17 protein-coding genes are annotated in these 19,252 nt (G+C 38.8%); 15 read left to right on the top strand and 2 right to left on the bottom strand.

Annotated elements, in window-relative coordinates; all coding sequences use genetic code 11:
- Window positions 1-47: 47 nt before the first annotated feature.
- Complete coding sequence (locus ECHVI_RS09745) at window positions 48-1,517, bottom strand: sodium:solute symporter (protein WP_015265803.1); 1,470 nt, start codon at window positions 1,515-1,517, stop codon at window positions 48-50.
- Between the two features lie 54 nt (window positions 1,518-1,571).
- Here ECHVI_RS09745 and ECHVI_RS09740 point away from each other — a divergent pair, with 54 nt between their 5' ends.
- Together ECHVI_RS09740 and recR are read left to right on the top strand one after the other, a co-directional pair.
- Window positions 1,572-1,865 (top strand): ATP-dependent Clp protease adaptor ClpS, encoded by a 294-nt coding sequence (locus ECHVI_RS09740; RefSeq protein ID WP_015265802.1) that lies wholly within the window; start codon window positions 1,572-1,574, stop codon window positions 1,863-1,865.
- A 13-nt stretch (window positions 1,866-1,878) separates the two neighbouring features.
- On the top strand, window positions 1,879-2,499 hold the full coding sequence (gene recR, locus ECHVI_RS09735) for a recombination mediator RecR (protein WP_015265801.1): 621 nt from the start codon (window positions 1,879-1,881) through the stop codon (window positions 2,497-2,499).
- A 281-nt stretch (window positions 2,500-2,780) separates the two neighbouring features.
- On the opposite strand, the gene ECHVI_RS09730 is transcribed toward recR, so the two are convergent.
- Window positions 2,781-4,400 carry a hypothetical protein gene (locus ECHVI_RS09730; RefSeq protein WP_015265800.1) on the bottom strand — a complete coding sequence of 540 codons (1,620 nt, stop codon included), beginning with the start codon at window positions 4,398-4,400 and terminating at the stop codon, window positions 2,781-2,783.
- 329 nt (window positions 4,401-4,729) lie between these two features.
- Between ECHVI_RS09730 and ECHVI_RS09725 the strand changes: the two genes are divergently transcribed.
- The 13 genes from ECHVI_RS09725 to ECHVI_RS09665 all read left to right on the top strand — a co-directional run bounded on the left by ECHVI_RS09725 (window position 4,730) and on the right by ECHVI_RS09665 (window position 19,022).
- Window positions 4,730-5,422 carry a hypothetical protein gene (locus ECHVI_RS09725; RefSeq protein ID WP_015265799.1) on the top strand — a complete coding sequence of 231 codons (693 nt, stop codon included), beginning with the start codon at window positions 4,730-4,732 and terminating at the stop codon, window positions 5,420-5,422.
- Window positions 5,423-5,842: 420 nt separating this feature from the next.
- Complete coding sequence (locus tag ECHVI_RS09720; protein WP_015265798.1) at window positions 5,843-7,201, top strand: DNA cytosine methyltransferase; 1,359 nt, start codon at window positions 5,843-5,845, stop codon at window positions 7,199-7,201.
- A complete protein-coding gene (locus tag ECHVI_RS09715; RefSeq protein ID WP_015265797.1) occupies window positions 7,185-8,756 on the top strand; it encodes an ATP-binding protein in 1,572 nt (523 codons plus the stop codon). The genes ECHVI_RS09720 and ECHVI_RS09715 overlap by 17 nt, the downstream gene beginning before the upstream one ends.
- Before the next feature lie 6 nt (window positions 8,757-8,762).
- Window positions 8,763-11,006, top strand: a complete 2,244-nt coding sequence (locus ECHVI_RS09710) for a Z1 domain-containing protein (RefSeq protein ID WP_015265796.1) — start codon at window positions 8,763-8,765, stop codon at window positions 11,004-11,006.
- Window positions 11,003-11,974, top strand: a complete 972-nt coding sequence (locus ECHVI_RS09705) for a PD-(D/E)XK motif protein (RefSeq protein WP_015265795.1) — start codon at window positions 11,003-11,005, stop codon at window positions 11,972-11,974. The genes ECHVI_RS09710 and ECHVI_RS09705 overlap by 4 nt, the downstream gene beginning before the upstream one ends.
- A 408-nt stretch (window positions 11,975-12,382) precedes the next feature.
- Window positions 12,383-12,598 carry a hypothetical protein gene (locus ECHVI_RS09700; RefSeq protein WP_245553445.1) on the top strand — a complete coding sequence of 72 codons (216 nt, stop codon included), beginning with the start codon at window positions 12,383-12,385 and terminating at the stop codon, window positions 12,596-12,598.
- Window positions 12,599-12,783: 185 nt separating this feature from the next.
- The gene (locus tag ECHVI_RS22965; RefSeq protein WP_015265794.1) at window positions 12,784-13,170 is read left to right on the top strand and encodes a plasmid mobilization protein; all 387 of its coding nucleotides are present in this window, start codon (window positions 12,784-12,786) and stop codon (window positions 13,168-13,170) included.
- A gap of 1 nt (window position 13,171) precedes the next feature.
- A complete protein-coding gene (locus tag ECHVI_RS09690; protein WP_015265793.1) occupies window positions 13,172-14,368 on the top strand; it encodes a relaxase/mobilization nuclease domain-containing protein in 1,197 nt (398 codons plus the stop codon).
- Window positions 14,369-14,371: 3 nt separating this feature from the next.
- Window positions 14,372-16,360, top strand: a complete 1,989-nt coding sequence (gene mobC / locus ECHVI_RS09685) for a conjugal transfer protein MobC (protein WP_015265792.1) — start codon at window positions 14,372-14,374, stop codon at window positions 16,358-16,360.
- Window positions 16,361-16,419: 59 nt separating this feature from the next.
- A complete protein-coding gene (locus tag ECHVI_RS09680) occupies window positions 16,420-16,752 on the top strand; it encodes a hypothetical protein (protein WP_015265791.1) in 333 nt (110 codons plus the stop codon).
- On the top strand, window positions 16,749-17,147 hold the full coding sequence (locus ECHVI_RS09675) for a hypothetical protein (RefSeq protein WP_015265790.1): 399 nt from the start codon (window positions 16,749-16,751) through the stop codon (window positions 17,145-17,147). The genes ECHVI_RS09680 and ECHVI_RS09675 overlap by 4 nt, the downstream gene beginning before the upstream one ends.
- Window positions 17,148-17,291: 144 nt before the next feature.
- Complete coding sequence (locus ECHVI_RS09670) at window positions 17,292-17,891, top strand: RNA polymerase sigma-70 factor (protein ID WP_015265789.1); 600 nt, start codon at window positions 17,292-17,294, stop codon at window positions 17,889-17,891.
- Window positions 17,892-17,981: 90 nt separating this feature from the next.
- The gene (locus ECHVI_RS09665; RefSeq protein WP_015265788.1) at window positions 17,982-19,022 is read left to right on the top strand and encodes a FecR family protein; all 1,041 of its coding nucleotides are present in this window, start codon (window positions 17,982-17,984) and stop codon (window positions 19,020-19,022) included.
- Window positions 19,023-19,252: the final 230 nt, after the last annotated feature.

The raw sequence follows: 19,252 nt of genomic DNA, 5'->3' as shown, positions 1-19,252 counted from the left end.
AGGCTGGCTGGTAGCAAACCCCAAATCAAAGTGCTCTCGATAAGGAGTTAATCACCCAATGCTCGGCCAGTCTCTTGCTTGTTACTGAAAATCATCAGTCCCAGAAACATTAGCCCTCCGTTCAGAATAAGTACTTCAAACCCAAATTCATAACCCCAAAGCCATTTTTTGGAATTCAGGCTAATGACGTAGGCTATCAATGGTGCCATGGCAGCGATCCATGGCACCATTTTATCTTTCACAGCGCGCTTGGTAAACAACCCAAAACTGTATAGGCCCAACAACGGCCCATACGTGTATCCCGCAATGACAAAAACGGTATTGATCACACTTTGGTCATTGATCCACCTGAACAGCAGGATGACAAAAAACATGATCCCCGTAAAGGCCAGGTGGACTTTCTTGCGAATGGATTGTTGACGTTCCTTTGGGTATTTGCGCTCAATCTCTAAAAAATCAAAGCAAAAAGAGGTCGTCAATGCCGTCAAGGTGGAATCCGCGCTGGAATACGCCGCGGCGATAATCCCCAGCACAAACACGGTACCGGCAAATACGCTAAAGTGCTCCGTGGCCAGCATGGGATAAAGGTCATCTGTTCTAGCCGGCAGCGAAATTTGATTGACTTCGCAATACTGGTAAAGCAAGACGCCCAAGACCAAAAAACAAAGGTTTACAAATACCAGAATGATGGTAAACCAAAACATATTTTTCTGCGCATCACCAATATTCCTGCACGTAAGGTTTTTCTGCATCATATCCTGATCCAGCCCTGTCATCACTATGGTAATAAAGGCACCACTGGCAAATTGCTTAAAGAAGTTGGTACCAGCCTGCCAGTCCCAATTGAAAATTTCCGAGCGGGAATCTGCCATTACACGGCCCACCAAGTCCCCTGCACCGGCAATCCCCAGGTCCTTACCGACCAAATAAATACTGGTCCCCACTGCCAGCAGCATAAAAAGCGTCTGCAGCGTATCGGTCCAGACCACGGTCTTGATTCCGCCACGGTGCGTATACAACCAGATCAAGGAAACGGTAATGAGAACCGACACCCAAAACGGGATCCCCCAATCATCAAAAAGGATCAATTGGAGCACCCCCGCCACCAGGAACACCCTGATGGAAGAGCCCAATGTCCGGGAAAGGATGAAAAAGAACGCTCCCGTTTTATATGACCAAAATCCAAACCGATCCTCCAAATAAGCGTAGATGGACACCAGGTTCATACGATAATACAGCGGCAGCAGCACCTTCGCGATCGTTAAATACCCCACCGTATATCCCAAAACAACTTGAAAATAATAGAAATTGCTACCTCCTACTTCGCCGGGCACCGAAATAAACGTCACTCCCGACAGCGAAGCCCCGATCATGCCAAATGCCACCAAAAACCAAGGAGACTGACGATCCCCCGTAAAAAATGTCTCTTGGGAAACCTTCCTGGAAGTAAAGTAAGAAATAATGAACAACAACAGAAAGTAGGATGTTATAACAAGGAGTATTAAATTTGAATCCATAGTATACTATATCATAAAGGCTGCTAATTTGTTTATAATTATTAACTTTGCAAAATGAGCATGCAACCATTAGAACATACTGTAGAAGAAGAAGTAGAAATCTTACTGGAGGATTTGGTGGATACGGAAGAGCATGACCTGGTGGTATTTAACGATGACATCAACACCTTTGAGCATGTCACCAAAGTATTGATCAAAGTTTGCAACCATTCTCAGGAACAGGCCGAACAATGCACCCTGATCATCCACTACAAAGGTAAATGTGCCGTCAAAAAGGGCAGCATGAAGCAGTTGAAGCCTATGTGCCAGTCCATCTTGGACGCAGGTATACAAGCCGCCATCGTTTAATCCCCTAGCGCCGGTGAACTTCCCCTCCAAACTCATCGAAGACGCGGTCAACGAGATCAGCAGACTGCCCGGTATCGGCAAAAAAACGGCACTACGTCTCGCCCTGCATCTCCTGAAGCAACCTGAAGCCATTGCAGAAAACCTTACCGACGCCATCACCAAGCTTCGAAAGGAAACTGCCTACTGCCGCGTATGCCATAATATTTCCGACCAAGAGATTTGCAGCGTATGCCAAAGTCCGCGCCGTGACCGGAGCCTTATCTGCGTCGTGGAGGATATTCCTGACGTGCTGGCGATAGAAAACACTTCCCAATACAATGGTCTTTACCATGTGCTCGGCGGTGTCATTTCCCCCATTCAAGGGATTGGCCCCGAAGAGTTGAAAATAGCATCCTTGCTAACCAGAATTGATCAACCACACTCTGGAGAGGCTGTTTCCGAAGTTATCCTTGCCCTGCCCTCCACCATGGAAGGCGACACCACGGCTTTTTATATCACACGAAAGCTCAAAGAAAAAGGCATCAAAGTCAGCACCATCGCCAGGGGCATCCCCATCGGCGGTGAACTGGAATACACTGATGAGGTCACCTTGGGCAGAAGCATCCTTACCCGTGTCAATTACTCTGTAGACTGATTTTTTTAGTACGAAGCGATAATTTGAACGCTCTAGAAACCACCCACCACTACAGCTCCCTGTTTTGGGGAATATAAAAACACAAAATACATCCCCGAAAAACAAAAAAAGCTTGCATCGCTGCAAGCTTTTTGGTGGAGCTGACCGGACTGAATTCGAACCATTTGGCGGAGGATTTGAGGTTATTGAGTTGGGCTTTATAAACCGTTTTGGAATTGAAATATCGGTATATTAGAGCCTGTATATTTCTCTAAAAAAGCTAGGAAGCCATCTCCCCTTTTTTATTTAAAGTAAGGGTGTTTTATCAATGACTCAACACCTTCTTTATCTGTATGCTTAATAGTAATTTCTTCATAATCCTCTGAAAAAAAGTTGTCTAATTGATTCAATGTAATAGCCTTATAAGTACCATTAAGCATATAAAATGTCGGTGTATTAATAAAAAACAAACCAATAACTTCATAATTGGATATATCCAAGTCATGAATGTGATAAATAATTTTAAAATGTTCTTGAACCACTACTTTATTGCCTGAAATCCAATCAATCTTTTTCTGCAATTTTGGTTCATATTTTGTAATGAAGTTTGTATTATCAGTTCTGAAACCTACTGCTTCATATTTTGCTTTGTTGTATTTTGAATCTGCAACTATTATTTTACTTCTCGAGTCGTCAATTATTATAAAATCAATTTCTCCAGCAACTTCATTATCAATATTAATATTGTTTATCCCTGGTCTTTTAAATGACTTGACATTCCTTACATAGCGCAAATCTCTGGCTTTTAATATTTCTTCCACTTTGTCTTCTAAAATAGAATCGTGTTCATTTCCCTTTCGGCTCATATATTTGAACATGCATTTATTCTGTCTCCATTCTATAGGTATGGTATTCCAACTTATTGCATTTGTTGCTAAAACATAAATACTTTCAGCGAATTTTTCCTTTCCAACTAAAGCACGGTTTACTCCATCAATTTTATAAATTAGTATTGGTCGATACATATAACGCTCCGTCGAATAGGGTTTATAAACCACATTTTCAATAGGCTGTTTATTCTCTCTTGAAATAGATAGCCCATTATAAAACTGTTTAGCAGATTTTTTATCAATTTTGAAATGATTAGATAAATTTTCCGGTAAAACATAAGGCTCAATAGTTTGAAAAGGTGAAGAACTAAAGTGTTTTTTTATTTCAAAGATTAAATCTCCGGCGAAATCAAAGTCTATTTCAAAACACTTATTGATTGCTTCTTTTAATTCGCCTACTGCGTTTTCGTCAAAAGTGCCTTTTGCATAGTCATTGCTGAGCTTTGGAAATAGTCCGTCATATGAACTCTCGTAATGTTTTTGCCAATAAACTCCTATATATCCTTCACGGTCAAAATTTATTTTTTTAGCATTAGGAATCATTTTATGAAAGGCTACATAATCAGCAAATATGTAGAACCAAGTTCCGAGATAAAATAATCTCTGGATTTTATCCTCCATCCTAAATACTTCTTGACTTGTTGGAAATTTACCCCAATTTAGGTCAATGTCACAACCCTGTTCTAAAGCTAATTTTAGAATTCTTCTGTAAATTGAAAAATCATTTTCGTCAATTTCTCCAAATGACAAGCCATCTCTAGTTTTCACTAAAAATTGCAAAGACTGTTCGTGGAGATAAAAAGCGTAATTAAAAAATGAGGTTGTTGATTCTTCAAATATTATACTTTTAAATTCGTTCACAAAAAAATGGAAGCAATCAAGGAGTATCGTTTCAACTAAAGAGTGTTCGGTAAATTCCTTATTACCATATTTTTTGATAATATAATTTGAGAGATTAGTCCAATAAATTTCTCGATAGGGTTCATATTCATAGGTTAATATTAGATTTCCGTCAATTTTTACTCTAGCCATTTAAATCACCATTAACTTATTTGTCATAAAATGTATAAGATAAAACTAATGAATTGTTCTAAAAATTGAAAGGGTGAAATTCAATGACACGTATTGTCATATTTTATTACGTGCACTCTTACGGATACACATAGCCATTTTTGTTTTTATATAATAAACTAGTTTTTGGTAACTTATTTACAATGTCTTATATAGCTGCTAGTTTTTCAGATGTTCAATGGCAATGCAATTGCATTGCCAAAAAAAATCAATATGACTACTTTTAATTTAGTTTCCCAGTAAAGATCTACACTTTCATTCAATTGGTTAATTGAAAATATTAAAAAATTATGAAGCAAATCAAAACATTTAGCGATTTACGCTTGAACACTCAGTGTGCATATTGTGGAGAATATCCAGAAACAAGAGACCATGTCCCATCTAAAATAATTTTGGAAAATCCCTTTCCAGAAAATTTACCCGTAGTTCCAAGTTGTTTAAAGTGTAATAACGGATTCTCCCTTGACGAAGAGTATTTTGCATGCTTAATAGAATGCATACTATGTGGAACAGTTGAACCAAAAAGGATACAGCGAGAAAGTATCAAAAAGATTCTTGTCCGTAAACCAAAATTAAAATCAAAGTTAGAGGCAACTTTAGTAAAAGAAAACGGAATCACAGCGTTTCAAATAGATAAGAAACGAGTTGAAAATGTTCTACTTAAATTGGCATTCGGACACGCTAAGTTTGAAAACAGCGAAACTGTTTTTGAGCACCCTAAAGTGATATGGTTTGCACCTATCGAAATATTATCTGATCAAGAAATGACAACCTTTCTATTAGGTGATAATTTAGAAGTTTTACCAGAAGTTGGTAGTAGAGCAATGCAAAATGTATTGTTCATGAATGAACTTCCATTCTCCAAGTGGACAACTATACAAAAAGGTATTTATGAATACACTGTTATAACAACTTTAACCGAATTAAAAGTGAAAATTCTAATTTGGGAATATTTAGCCTGTGAAATAATCTGGGACAGATAAGGGATAATGTATTGATCTTTGACAATTAATATCAGATGCAAGATCGCTTAAAATTTCAACTGTCATTAAATCTCCTCAATACTATTTTTTGTTATTTTTCATTAGATTTGGAAGATCTTCACCAAATTATCTAATGCCTTCTTTTTACAAGGAAATCTATATTGTGTGGATATTTTAATACCTGATAAGCCATAGGATATCAGGTGGTTGGGGGAGTGATTAAACAATTAATAGAAGAAACTTTTAAACGAATTAAAAAATGATACACGAACAAAACTTATAAAAACAGCATTTTCCAATGGCAAAATGTTTGGCTTATTGACGTAAATATAATAGTATCTGTTGAAAACGTGGTTAAACAAGTCGATCTGACATTCGCTAATATTAGCCTTCTCTCGAATTTGTTACAACCAAATAACTATGTTTGTGGAAGAGAGTAATAAATTGAAATATATTGACCTTTTTGCGGGGATTGGGGGATTTCACATAGCTCTGGAGAATCTTGGCTTTGAGTGTGTTTTCGCTAGTGAATTAAAAGAGTCCCTAGCAGATTTATATGAGATTAATTTTGGGATAAGGCCAAATCGGGATATTACCAAAATAGCCGTGGAAGATATACCGGTACACGATATTTTGTGTGCCGGGTTTCCTTGTCAACCATTTTCAAAGGCAGGAAGTCAAAAGGGATTAGAAGATGAGAGGAATGGTTCTCTATTTGATAAAATTGTGGAAATTTTAGATTACCATAAACCTAAATACTTTATTCTTGAGAATGTTCGAAATTTAGAAAACCATAAGAAAGGTGAAACATGGGCCTACATTCAAAATCGGCTTGAAAATGAATTGAACTATTCAATTGATAAACATGTATTCTCTCCCCATCATTTTGGTATTCCTCAGCATAGGGAAAGGTTTTTTATTGTAGGCTCAATAGGTGGTCTTGATCATTTTCATTGGCCACAAACCACCGATAAGCAAACAAGCATTTTTGATTATCTTGATGAAAATCCACTAAATTTTAACAGGCTTGAGCCGGAAAAAGTCTATGTTTTGGATTTATGGCAAGAGTTTTTAGATAGATTACCAAAAGATGCTAAGCTGCCAAGTTGGCCTATTTGGAGTATGGAGTTTGGAGCTACTTATCCGTTTGAAAAGGAAACCCCTTTTGCATCATCATCCCGAAAAATAGGAGCAACAAAAGGAAAATTTGGCATACCATTAAAAGGAATGTCGAGAGAAGAAAAATTCACTAACCTACCAAGCTATGCCAGAACAGAAGAGAATGAATTTCCGACATGGAAAAAACACTACATAAGAAGCAATAGAGCCTTTTATGAGCAGTATAAACAACATATTGCTCCCGTTGTTCATAAAATCAAGGAGTTGAATGTCCCAAGTTGGCAGAAATTTGAGTGGAATGTTCAAGGAGGAGAAAGAAAAGTTAGAAACTATATCATACAATTTAGAGGTTCAGGCGTAAGACTAAAAAGAACCGATTTTTTCCCTTCTCTCGTTACTGTGAGCACTCAAATACCTATCCTAGGCTGGGAGGAAAGATACATAACACCAAAAGAAGGTGCTCGAATCCAATCAATGAATGGGATACAATTGCCAGAAAATATTGGTACTTGTTTTTCCGCCTTAGGAAATGCAGTGAATGTTGATATTGTTAGAAAAATTGCTTTAAGACTAATCAGAGCTCAAGAACCAATAAATAGAAAAAACGGGCTTATCCAGAATGATAGTAAAATTCAGATGAACCATGAAACAATTAAGTAGTGTCAACATAAGACCAGGTGTAACTATCTTATCAGTCCTAAAACATCTCAATTATAAGCCATATTATGCTTTAGCAGAGTTTATTGACAACTCAATAGACAGCTTTCTAAAGAACGAGAAGGTTCTTAAATCACTTGAGGGCATCGATTTCAAATTAATTGTTAATATTGAGTTTGACACTACTAATAACAGAATCATAATTACTGACAATGCTGCTGGGATTCATAGGAATGATTACCAAAGGGCTTTTAGAACTGCTGAGGTACCACCGGACAATACAAAACTCTCAGAATTTGGAATGGGGATGAAATCTGCAGCCTGTTGGTTCTCTAATCAATGGGAGGTAAGAACAACTTCTTTAGGAGAAGATGTTGAAAGGACTGTTTCTTTTGACATTTCAAAAATTGTTGAAGATAGAATCGATGAATTAGATATCTCAACAAAAGATGCGTCAAAGAATTCGCATTATACGGTTATAACCCTGATGGGAATCGAGGAAAAAATGCCTGTCAAAAGAGGTTTATGGAAGGTAAAACATCACCTTGCGAGCATTTATAGAGAATATATAAGAAATGGAACGCTCAAATTATTGATAAATGGAACCGAAGAGATGAAATATCATACTCCTAAGATTCTAAAAGTTCCATATTACGACACACCTGATGATGAAGATATAGAATGGAAGCAAGAAGTTGAATTCGATTTTGGTAGTGATGGAAATGGCGGAGAATTAAAAGCAAAAGGTTTTGTAGCCATTATGGAAACAATGTCGGTTCGAGATAGCGGTTTTGCATTATTTAGAAGGGGACGAGTAATTGAAGGTAGTGCAGATAATGATGAAGGATTCAGACCTCCAAGAATATCGGGGTCATTGGGAAGCCATAGATACAAACGGTTATTTGGTGAACTACATTTAGAAGGCTTTAAAGTTAGTCATACTAAAGACGGATTTCAGTGGGATGATAACATGGACGCTTTTTTGGACATTCTAAAAGAACAGTTAGAAGGCAAAGATTCAATTCCTATTTTAAAACAAGCAGATAAATACAGAGTTAGAGAAAGTGCTAAAAATTACAGTAAGGTTTCAAAAACAGTTGTTGACAATACAACTGAGACAATTAAGGAAGAACTTTCGAATGAGGTAAATGAAGTTAGAAATAGAAAAATTGTTGAAGTGGAGGACACAGAACCTCTGAATGAGGTTCAAGAATCTTACTTTAAAAAATTTCCATTAAACCTAAATGATTGTGAATGGATGGTTCATTTAGAAGTTTCTTATGATGAATCTATTTCTGAACTTTTTCAAGTTGGTAACCACCTGATACCTCCCGAAGAAAAGGCACAAGGATATAGAAATATTGGTGTCAGGTTGTCTTTAGTACACCCGTTTATGATTGAGTTTGCTGGTGATGATGCCAAAGTGATTGAACCTATTCTGAGAATAGCAGTTGCCTTTGGACTTTCTGAGGTTATCGCCAAAGAAACCAAATCCGCAGTAACAGAGGTAAGGAATAACATGAATGAACTTTTGAAAGGTTCTTTATCAAAACCATAAATGTATATGAGTGAATTTGAAAAAATAAATGCCTTAGGAGATGATTCATCTTCGGAATATTGGAACCCAACTTTTGGAGAAGAAACTGAAAGTTTACTAAGTAGGATTTTTGGTTCGGATGAGGATGCAAAAGAAAAAGTCAAAGAAGAAACGCATCACATCATGCAGTTGTGTGGCAACCCCGAATTGGAGGCCAACAACGATACTGGTCTAGTATTTGGTTATGTGCAAAGTGGTAAAACACTTTCATTTACAACTCTAACAGCTTTAGCTAGAGATAATGGCTATCAATTAGTGATTGTCATTGCAGGTATTTCAACTAACTTAGTTAATCAATCTTTTCAAAGGCTTCAAAACGACCTAAACGTTAATCAAGGTTTTTTGAGAAAGTGGGTCATGCTTAATAACCCACAAGATCCATATAAAAATCCCCAAGACAAAAACACGATTAAACGTGAATTAGATAGTTGGAGAAATAATGATACGCCCGAACATTTAAAAAAAACATTACTGATAACAGTAATGAAAAATACTAATCACCTTAGAAATCTAATAGCCGTATTACAACAATTGGATTTAAGTAATGTACCCACACTTATAATTGATGATGAGGGCGACCAAGCAAGTATGAACACCAGGGCGAGTGCTAATGCTAAAAGAGAGGCTAATGGAGAAATTCTTACAGAATTGGAGATGAGTACCATTTATAGGAGAATAAGGGAAATAAAAACAATTTTACCCCACCATACCTTCATTCAATATACAGCAACTCCACAGGCTCCATTATTCATAAATATTATGGATAACCTATCTCCCAATTTTATTCAATTATTAACACCCGGAGAAAAATATACGGGCGGAATGGCTTTTTTTAAGGAACATCATTATATCGTTAGAAACATTCCATATAGTGAAATATACACAGAAGATAACCCCATTACCGACATACCTGATTCGTTAGCAGAAGCAATGCGAATCTTTTTTCTGGGAGTTGCTGCCGGAATTCGTATCGGAGGTGTTTCCGGAAATCCACGAAACCGAACAATGATGGTTCATCCTTCAAGGTTAGTTGATGACCATGGAACTTATCACAATTGGGTTAATAACGCCAAAGGGCAATGGGCTAAAATCCTAATTGAAAGAGATGATAATGATGCCTCAAAAATTCAGTTAATTGATGAATTCTGGACAGCATATTCTGACTTAAATGCCAACATTAAAAACCTACCATCATTCGAAGAGTTACTTCAAGACTTGGGACATTATATAAGAGGAACAGCCGTAGAAGAATTGAACTCAAAGGCGGGTAGTTCTGTAGATTGGAATAGTAATTATTCCTTTATTTTGGTTGGTGGTCAGGCAATGGATAGAGGTTTTACTGTTGAGGGGCTAACAGTAACATACATGCCTAGAAGTAAGGGTGTAGGAAATGCCGACACAATACAACAAAGAGCTCGTTTCTTTGGATACAAAAAAGATTACTTAGGTTTTTGTCGAGTCTATTTAGATGCAGAAAATGCTCATCTATTTAGTGAGTATGTTGACCATGAGGAAGATATTAGAAACAAACTTCAATCTCATAAGCTTTCCGGTAATCATCTAAATGACTTAAAAAGACAATTTGTTCTTGATGAAATGTTTAAGCTTACTCGCAAGAATGTTTTATCAGACGAATTAGAGCGAAATAAATTTGGAAATGCATGGTTACGAATCAAAGCCCCACATGATACTGATTTCATTATTGAGCAGAACAAAACTGTTTATAATCAGTTCTTAGAAAAATACACTGATGTATTTCAAGACGATTCAGGACACGAAAAAAGGACAGAAGAGCAAAAACACCTTATCGCAAAAATTTCACTCAAGGACGTCTATGAAGATTTAATTTCTAAATTAAAATACACCCGACAAAGTGATTCAAGTTCTTTCACAAGTTTAAAGGCTGTTATAGCTCTTTATACAGATGAATTTCCTCCCGAAGAAAGCTTTGTCTACCTTATCAAGAAGGGAGCATCAAGAAAAAGGAGTTTAAATAAAAAAGACGAAATCTTAAACCTGTTTCAAGGTAAAAACCCCAGAACAGGAGAAGTTATTTATCCGGGTGACGACAAAATCAAAGAAGAAAATCATGTATCCGTGCAAATCCACAATTTGGAACTAAAGGATACAGATTATAAGGATATTGTGAGTATTGCAATTTGGATTCCCGAACGTCTATCTAAGTCGTTAATAAAAATTAAGGATAAATGATTGGTTTCCAAGACGAGTTTGAAAATCTGCCCATACCTAATACAACTAAAGAACATTCATATTCGGCAGTTGCAGTAAAGGGGTTTGAAAATCATCGAATAGCAAAAGATTTCAATGAGAATCCTTGTATTCTAATATCTGTAACTCAAAAGAAGCAGAACTTTAAAGTTGCCCGTCAAAAACTCTACAACTTATCCATAACCCACAATTTGAGTTGCGAAATCCATGTTGAAAATAAAAAAGAAGAACACAATTTTTCTGTTATTCGCTATTCCGGTAATGACCGAGACTTAAAAAGGTATTTTTTGAAAGCCTGTGAAATCTTGGTTCCCTCGTTGGGGAACTCGCCAGATAATAAACAGATTACACATACTGTAAATAAATTTATCGAATTATTTAAGGTTCTGAAAGAACCACCTAAAAAGACTCTTCAAGGCTTGTGGTCTGAACTGTTTCTAATTCACCAATCCAACAACCCGAGAGAATTAGTAAGGGCATGGCATACTATTCCCGAAGAAAAATATGACTTTAGCATTGCTAATCTTAGAATTGAAGTAAAAAGTTCTAGTACTCGTAGTAGAACCCATCATTTCAGTATTGAACAACTATTGCCACCTTTAAAAAGCAAATTGTATGTTGCCTCTCTTTTTGTAGAAATATTAGCAGGAGGAAAAAGTGTTGAACATTTACTAAATGAAATAGTCGAACGACTAGACAATGAATTTGATTTAATTGAAAAACTGAATTTTCTTACTTATTCTACCCTTGGTGGTGCATTTGATAAGATTGAGAATGTCTACTATGATTATCAATTAGCTAAAGATTCGTTACGACTATACAACTCAATGGATATTCCTAAAATTGAGTTTGCCCCTGATGATGTTTTTGATGTCAGGTTTAAGAGTTCTATTGATAATGTAAAACCCTCTAAAGAGACGGTGGACAGTTTACTAAAGAATGCAAAATAAAATGTAAACCTAACTTTGCATTCTCCTTCTTTTTCCTTCGGTGCCAAAGAGCAAAAGACTGACGTACAGTGAGTGCTGGCGGGAAAATGAAGGAAGAAATAAAGATATGGCAGAGATATTTGAATTGATTATAAAATCCCGTTAAAGAGATCAATACCAATAGACTCATCTCCCGCCTCCCCTTTCCTCCATCCGGTTCACTTCCCTCATTCCGCTCACCCGATTCCAGGGATGCGCAGCAAGAATGTTCCACTGTTTCTCTTTGCTCCATAGCGGAACACCCTTGCTTTTTTACCCACCGCTTTTAAGTCAAATTTCCCGAAAACCTCACCCCCCCCTTCGGATCACAGTGTGACCATTCCAACGAACGGTTACACAATTTTGAGCATCATCAAAATGAAATCCGACATGACACAAGATGCTCACAATTTATCCTTTTCAAGGCAAGTACCGCCAAAACTGGAAGAAGTAAAATCCTATTTTAATTACCTGCATATTCCGGAGGCCGAAGCCGAGGTATTCTATTTTTATTATCAGGGGATGGACTGGAAAAACGAAACCGGTACACCGATAAGAGATTGGGTGATGGCCGCAGATGAATGGGTTTGGAACCTGGAAAATTAGCCTTCGCCTTCCAATATTATTCTCTCCTTTTAGAAAGGCGAAGCGCCCGCTTTTCCAAAGGATGGCATTGCGTTTTGGCAATGAGCAAGATGTAGGATTGTGGCACAATCCCATCTTGCCCTTTCGCTGCCGGAGTGGCGAAAGGGATAAAATTCTCCGAAGTCGAATTTTAAATCCCCGGATGTATGGAAAAAGACCAGGTATCTCAAAATCCCTATTGGCTGACAGTAAGATTATCGCCAAAAGAAGTCCAGCAACTGAAAAAACTCCTAACCCAATCGGCTCATTGCCGAAACCTCAGTGAACTGATCAGGACTATGCTTTTCAAAAAGAAGCTGACCATAAAAAAACGAAATGCTTCCTTGGATGAGCTTAAATCCGAGATTGTAAAGGTAAAGGGCGAACTCCGCTCCATAGGGGTTAACATCAATCAGGTTACGCATTATTTCAATGGTCATCCCGACCCGGCAGAGAAAAGGTATTTTGCCCGGAAGATATTGCCTTTGTATAAAAAGGTCGGCCAGAAAACGGAGCAACTGATGGTGATGATCTCTCAACTATCGAGGCTATAATATGGTTGCCAGGATCACTTCTGGGAAGACGATTAGGGGCGTGCTTCATTACAATGAAAACAAGGTGGAAAAGAGGCAGGCCAAATTCCTTGGAGCCTGTGGATACCTTAGACAGGATGAAGAGCTTGACTTCCAAAAAAAGCTGGCCAGGTTTCAGAAAATCATAGAGACAAATACCAGAGCCAAAACGAATGCCCTTCATATCTCCCTGAACTTCTCTCCCAGGGACAAAGTGGATGAACCCCTACTTTGGAAGATCACAGAGGACTACATGAGAGGTATAGGGTTTGGAGAGCAGCCCTACCTGGTATACCGGCATTTCGACGCAGCCCATCCCCATATTCATGTGGTGACTACCAATATCAGGGAGGACGGGCAAAGAATTGAAACGCACAATCTGGGACGTGTCCAATCCGAGAAGACCAGAAAAGATATTGAACAAAGGTATGGGCTGGTCAAAGCTGAAGAACAACAGCGCAAGCATGTCAACCTGCTACAGTCCCTGGATAAAGCTGAATACGGCAAAACAGAGACAAAGGCGGCGATATCGAATATTGTGGGAGAAGTGGTTCGCCACTATAAGTTCACATCCCTTGCAGAGTTGAATGCCATATTGCGACAATTCAATGTTACTGCCTACCGGGGAGAAGAAGACAGCAAAATGTACCAAAAGAAAGGATTGATCTATTCCATTTCAGATGCTAACGGGAACCGAAGAGGAGTTCCCATCAAAGCCAGCTCCATTTATTCCAAACCTACCTATAAGAAATTGGAAATGAAGTTCGAACTAAACCGGACAGCCAGAAAAAACTACCGCAACCAACTGCGATCGACAGTTAACGATGCTTTGACCAGATCTTCTTCCCTGGAAGATTTGCAGGTAAAACTTCGAAAAAAAGGAGTCCACCTTACTGTTCGCAAAAATGAAGAAGGGAAGGTATATGGAATCACCTTTACCGACCATATTCATCGTTGTGTCTTTAATGGAAGCAGCCTGGGTAAAGAATTTTCGGCCAATGGTATTCAAAAGGCCATGATGGTTAAACATACGGATGAACCTCAGACTCACAAGCAGCAGACCGGGGAGAACCAAAGTTTTTCTTTTCCAACAAACCCACAAACTTCGGGATATGAGCCTACACCGTACGAATTGAGCCAAAAGAAAAGAAAGAAAAAACGCAGAAAGAAAAATTTGTAAAACATGCAGACCGGTGAAAATACCGAAGGCCTGAGAAAGATCATTGATCTTACCCGTAAACTCAGTATTGGGTTGCTATGCCTTCATTTCTACTATTATTGTTATACCACATTTGGGGACTGGGGACTTACCCATGAAATAATTTTACGGTTGATCACCAATATTGGGAAGACCGGCCTCTTTGATCATATTAATATATCCAAAGGTTTTGCCCTGGGGTTGCTTTTGATTTCGTTGATCGGCTCAAAAGGAAAGAAAAATGAAAGTCTCAAGTTATCCCAGGCCTTATGGCCATTGGCCATCGGACTGATGATTTATTGGGCAAGTAGTGGTGTATTGTATCTCAATCTTGAAGAAACACAAATTGCTGTGCTCTATATGGGAATCACCTCCACTGGATTTCTAATGGTGCTATCCGGGGGCGCATTACTGAGCAGGTTGCTAAAAGAAAAGATGGCCAGGGATGTGTTTAACCACCTCAATGAGACCTTTCCCCAGGAAGAGCGGTATTTGGAAAATGAGTATTCCGTAAACCTTCCCGCACGGTATAACCTTAAAGGAAAAGTCAGGAAGTCCTGGATTAATATCATCAATCCTTTCCGGGCGCTGCTAGTGGCTGGAACCCCGGGTTCCGGGAAAAGCTACTTTGTCATCCGTCATGTGATCACCCAACATATTGCCAAAGGGTTTTCCATGTTTGTCTATGATTTCAAATACGATGACCTTTCTATCATTGCCTACAATTCCCTGCAAAAAAACCTTCATGCCTATAAAGTCAAACCATCGTTTTATACCATCAATTTTGATAAGCTTTCACACACCCATCGCTGCAACCCTTTAGAACCGGAGACCATGACAGATATTACCGATGCCAGTGAGGCGGCCCGTACTATAATGATGGGACTGAACCGTGACTGGATAAAAAAGCAAGGGGACTTCTTCGTAGAATCCCCGATCAACTTTTTAACCGCGGTAATCTGGTTTTTAAAAAAACACAGGCACGGGAAATACTGTACTCTTCCGCATGTCATTGAATTGATGCAAGTGGAATACGACCAACTTTTTCCAGTACTCAGGACAGAACCTGAGATCGAGGTGCTAATCAACCCTTTTGTTTCGGCATATCAAAAAGGAGCCACCGACCAATTGGAAGGCCAGATTGCCAGTGCCAAAATTACCATGGCCCGTTTATCCTCGCCCCAACTTTACTATGTATTGTCAGCAAGCGATTTTACCCTAGACATCAACAATCCCGAAGAACCCAAGATCGTTTGTATGGGAAACAACCCGCAAAAACAACAAGTTTACGGCGCGGTCCTTTCCCTGTATATATCAAGGATCACCAAACTGGTCAATCAAAAAAATAAATTAAAATCGAGTCTGGTATTCGATGAGTTTCCCACTATCTATTTCAATGGGATGGACAATCTCATAGCAACTGCTAGAAGCAATAAGGTAGCCACCTGTCTGGGAGTCCAGGATTATAGCCAGCTAAGAAAGGACTATGGACGGGAACAAGCAGAGGTAATCATGAATACTGTGGGGAATTTTATCAGTGGGCAGGTTTTGGGAGATACAGCCAAACAACTTTCGGAGAGATTTGGCAAAATCATGCAAGATCGAAAAAGTGTTACCATTAACCGTAACGATACTTCCATCAATAAATCAAAACAATTGGATCAGGCAGTGCCTCCCTCCACGATCTCATCCCTTTCCTCCGGGGAATTCGTCGGAATGGTTGCCGATACCCCTGATATAAGGATAGAACTGAAGGCTTTTCACAATGAGATCATCAATGATCACAGTGCCCTGGAAAAAGAATCCAAAGAATATAGACCAATTCCAGCTGTGCGGGAAATTTCTATTCAGCTAGTGGAGGATAACTATAAAAATATTAAATTAGACATTGCAGAAATTCTGGAAACAGAATTGGATCGCATTTACAATACTCCTAAACTGAATCATTTATTGTTTGATCAAGACGAGGGTTAATATCCTTCTTATTTTTTCAATAAGTGGACGGGCCGGGGCAGCAAAATAAATACTATCCTATGGCGATTGATTATGAGAAATTAGCAATGACCAGTTTGATCCTCCATTTTTTATTGAGGATCACCTGTTTTGTCCTCGGTTTTTTGACCATTCGATTGGGCTATAAGCTCATACTGCAAGGGGCAAAAGGAGAGTTTAAGTTTTCCGGTTCCCTGGCGGGGTTAAAGTCCAAATTGGAAAGTATTTCACCTGGTTTATTGTTTGTGCTATTGGGGATTATATTGATTGGCTATGGTATGGGTGTAAAAAGGGAAGTGGTATTGGAAGAAAATACCCAATCCGGTCAAACGGAAATCCCGAATATCAACAATCTACTAAATGATAGTATATGAAATATTTAATGATTTTGCTTTTAACAAGTGTACTTTCCTTTCAGGGACATTCAACGGATTACAAAAAGGAATTTAATAAGGCCTTACGGGAAATCAAGAATGAAAACTATCAGTCTGCCCTACAGCTATTAAAATCAGCCGATAGCCTTAAACAACATTCCAAAATAGTGTTTTGGATGTCCTACGTTTATGCCCAGTTGGATCAGAAAGAACTCAGCCTGGCCTATGCCCGACTTTCCCTGGAATATGAGCCTGAACTCAATGAAGAATATGAGTTTAAGGCCAACCAATTGATAAACTGGGGCAATAGTTCACGGGATTCCCGTGTGAGCGGGCGATTTCCTGCCAGTGACGACCCGCCCTATTTTGAAGTAACAAATGAAGATAAATTGTGAGATATTCACGGGAAGTGAAAAAAGGATCTGATTTACTGCTTCTTGATATTATAAATATAATATCATAAGTTGTAATATGTTTACTTTCAATCACCTAACTCTTTACACTTGCTTTTCATAAAGAAGAAAAGTTGCTTATCATTTATGCCCCTGGATAGAACTAACCATAATGCCCCAAAATATTCCCTGACGCATCGAAAATCGTTTGACAGGATTTTTCAAGAATTCTACCCCGGTTTATGCTTTTATGCTCAAAAGATATTACAAAGCAAGAGCGATGCAGAGGATGTAGTGGAAAGCCTTTTTGTAAAGCTATGGCAAAAGAAGATGGAGTTTTCTTCCAAAGATCATCTTCGATCATTTCTATACAAATCCACAAAAAATGCCTGCCTGGACTTTATTAAAACTGCAACACATAAAGCGGAGCGAAATGGTCATTTTTTAGATAGTAGAGAGGATTTTACCCAGAGCCATGTAACCAACATGATCCGCGCCGAAGTAGTCCGTGAGATCCATCAGGCTATTGAATCCCTCCCTACCCAATGCAGTACAGTCATTCGTAAATCATATATAGAAGGACTTTCTGTATCGGAAATTGCGGAGGAAATGTCCCTATCTGTTCAAACCGTCAAAAATCATAAGCTTAGGGGACTGGCCATGCTGCGCCGTAAGATCACCCCTGATCAGTTAATGATCCTGATGATTTACCCTTATGCCCACTTATTGGTGCACACCTTCGAATAATTTCTAATTTTTTTTATCCCCAATAGGTACTATTCCTTTTCCGCGTCGTGATAGTAGTAAAAGCAAGGAAAAATCGCGCAACGGAAGAATATGGAAAACGATCCTGCCCATATCGCAAGGGTAATCTACCTGCTTAAAAAACAAGCGGGGAACCAAAGACTTGAGTTATCCGAGCAAGTAGAACTCAGTAATTGGATAAATCAATCCCCGAAGAATAAGCAATTATTTGAGCAGTTACAAGATTCAACGCAACGGGACCAATGGCTGGATCAAATAAACGGGTACAATACTTCCCAGGCCCTGGAGCGTGTGCATAACCGGATTAACCGCCCATCATTTACAAGGGAACAAACTCCTGAATCTCAAACCAGGGTTTTGAGAAAAATGATACTATCCATCGCTGCTTCCCTAGTAATATTGCTGGGCATCGGGTATTTCTTCCGCTTTGAACTTCTAAGTATCCTGGCACCGGTTAAAATGGAAACGATGCTGACACATAAAATGGAGCGAAAGACTATAACATTACCAGATGGTACCCAGGTCTGGCTCAGCCCAAGAAGTATTTTGGAATATCCTGAGGAGTTCAGAGGCCCGGTAAGGGAGGTAAATTTAAAAGGAGAAGCCTTTTTCGAGGTGCAATCCGATAAACAGCATCCCTTTATTATCCATTCGGAACTGCTTGAAACCAAAGTCCTCGGTACATCCTTTAACCTGACTGCTTATGAAGGAGATAAAGAGGTAAGGGTCACCCTTCTGGAAGGGGTTGTATCGTTAAAAGTTGCTGGAGAAAAGAATAAATCGCCTACCATCCTTCATCCGAATGAACAAGCCGTTTTCGAAAAAGAAAACCGGTCTATTCGAAAAGAAGTGGTTACGAATGCCCGTAAGTACCTCTCCCGGCGCAACGGTATCTTCCGATATGAGGCGACCAGTCTGGATGAAGTGGTTCGGGATATGGCGCTTCAGTATGGTGTAAAAATTCAGTTGGACTCAAGCCTGACCAACCGGGAGTTTTATGGTACCATGAGTACTGAAGATGAACTTGTTGTCATGCTGGAAAAAATAGGTCTGGTCATGAATGCCGGGTGGTTTAAAATGAGTGAAAATACATATCGAATAAAACCCAAATAGACTAAGGAGGTTAACGGTAACTTTCTTCATATCGGTTTAACAAACCGCAGATCTATATAATCAAGAAAAGGCCATGGCTTTGCTGTGGTTGGATTCTCTCAAAGTAATTGGCTCCTGCCTGCCACTAAATCTATGTTTCACCTAAATCCAAATCAAACAATCTATTTCAGGCAGTTGGCGGGCGGGGCCATTTTATAGAAAAAACTCCCGCTTTTGAAAACCTTGGCCGG

Origin of the sequence: Echinicola vietnamensis DSM 17526, from assembly GCF_000325705.1 — a bacterium.
Taxonomy (GTDB): domain Bacteria; phylum Bacteroidota; class Bacteroidia; order Cytophagales; family Cyclobacteriaceae; genus Echinicola; species Echinicola vietnamensis.
This window is presented reverse-complemented; position numbering and strand designations above follow the sequence as displayed.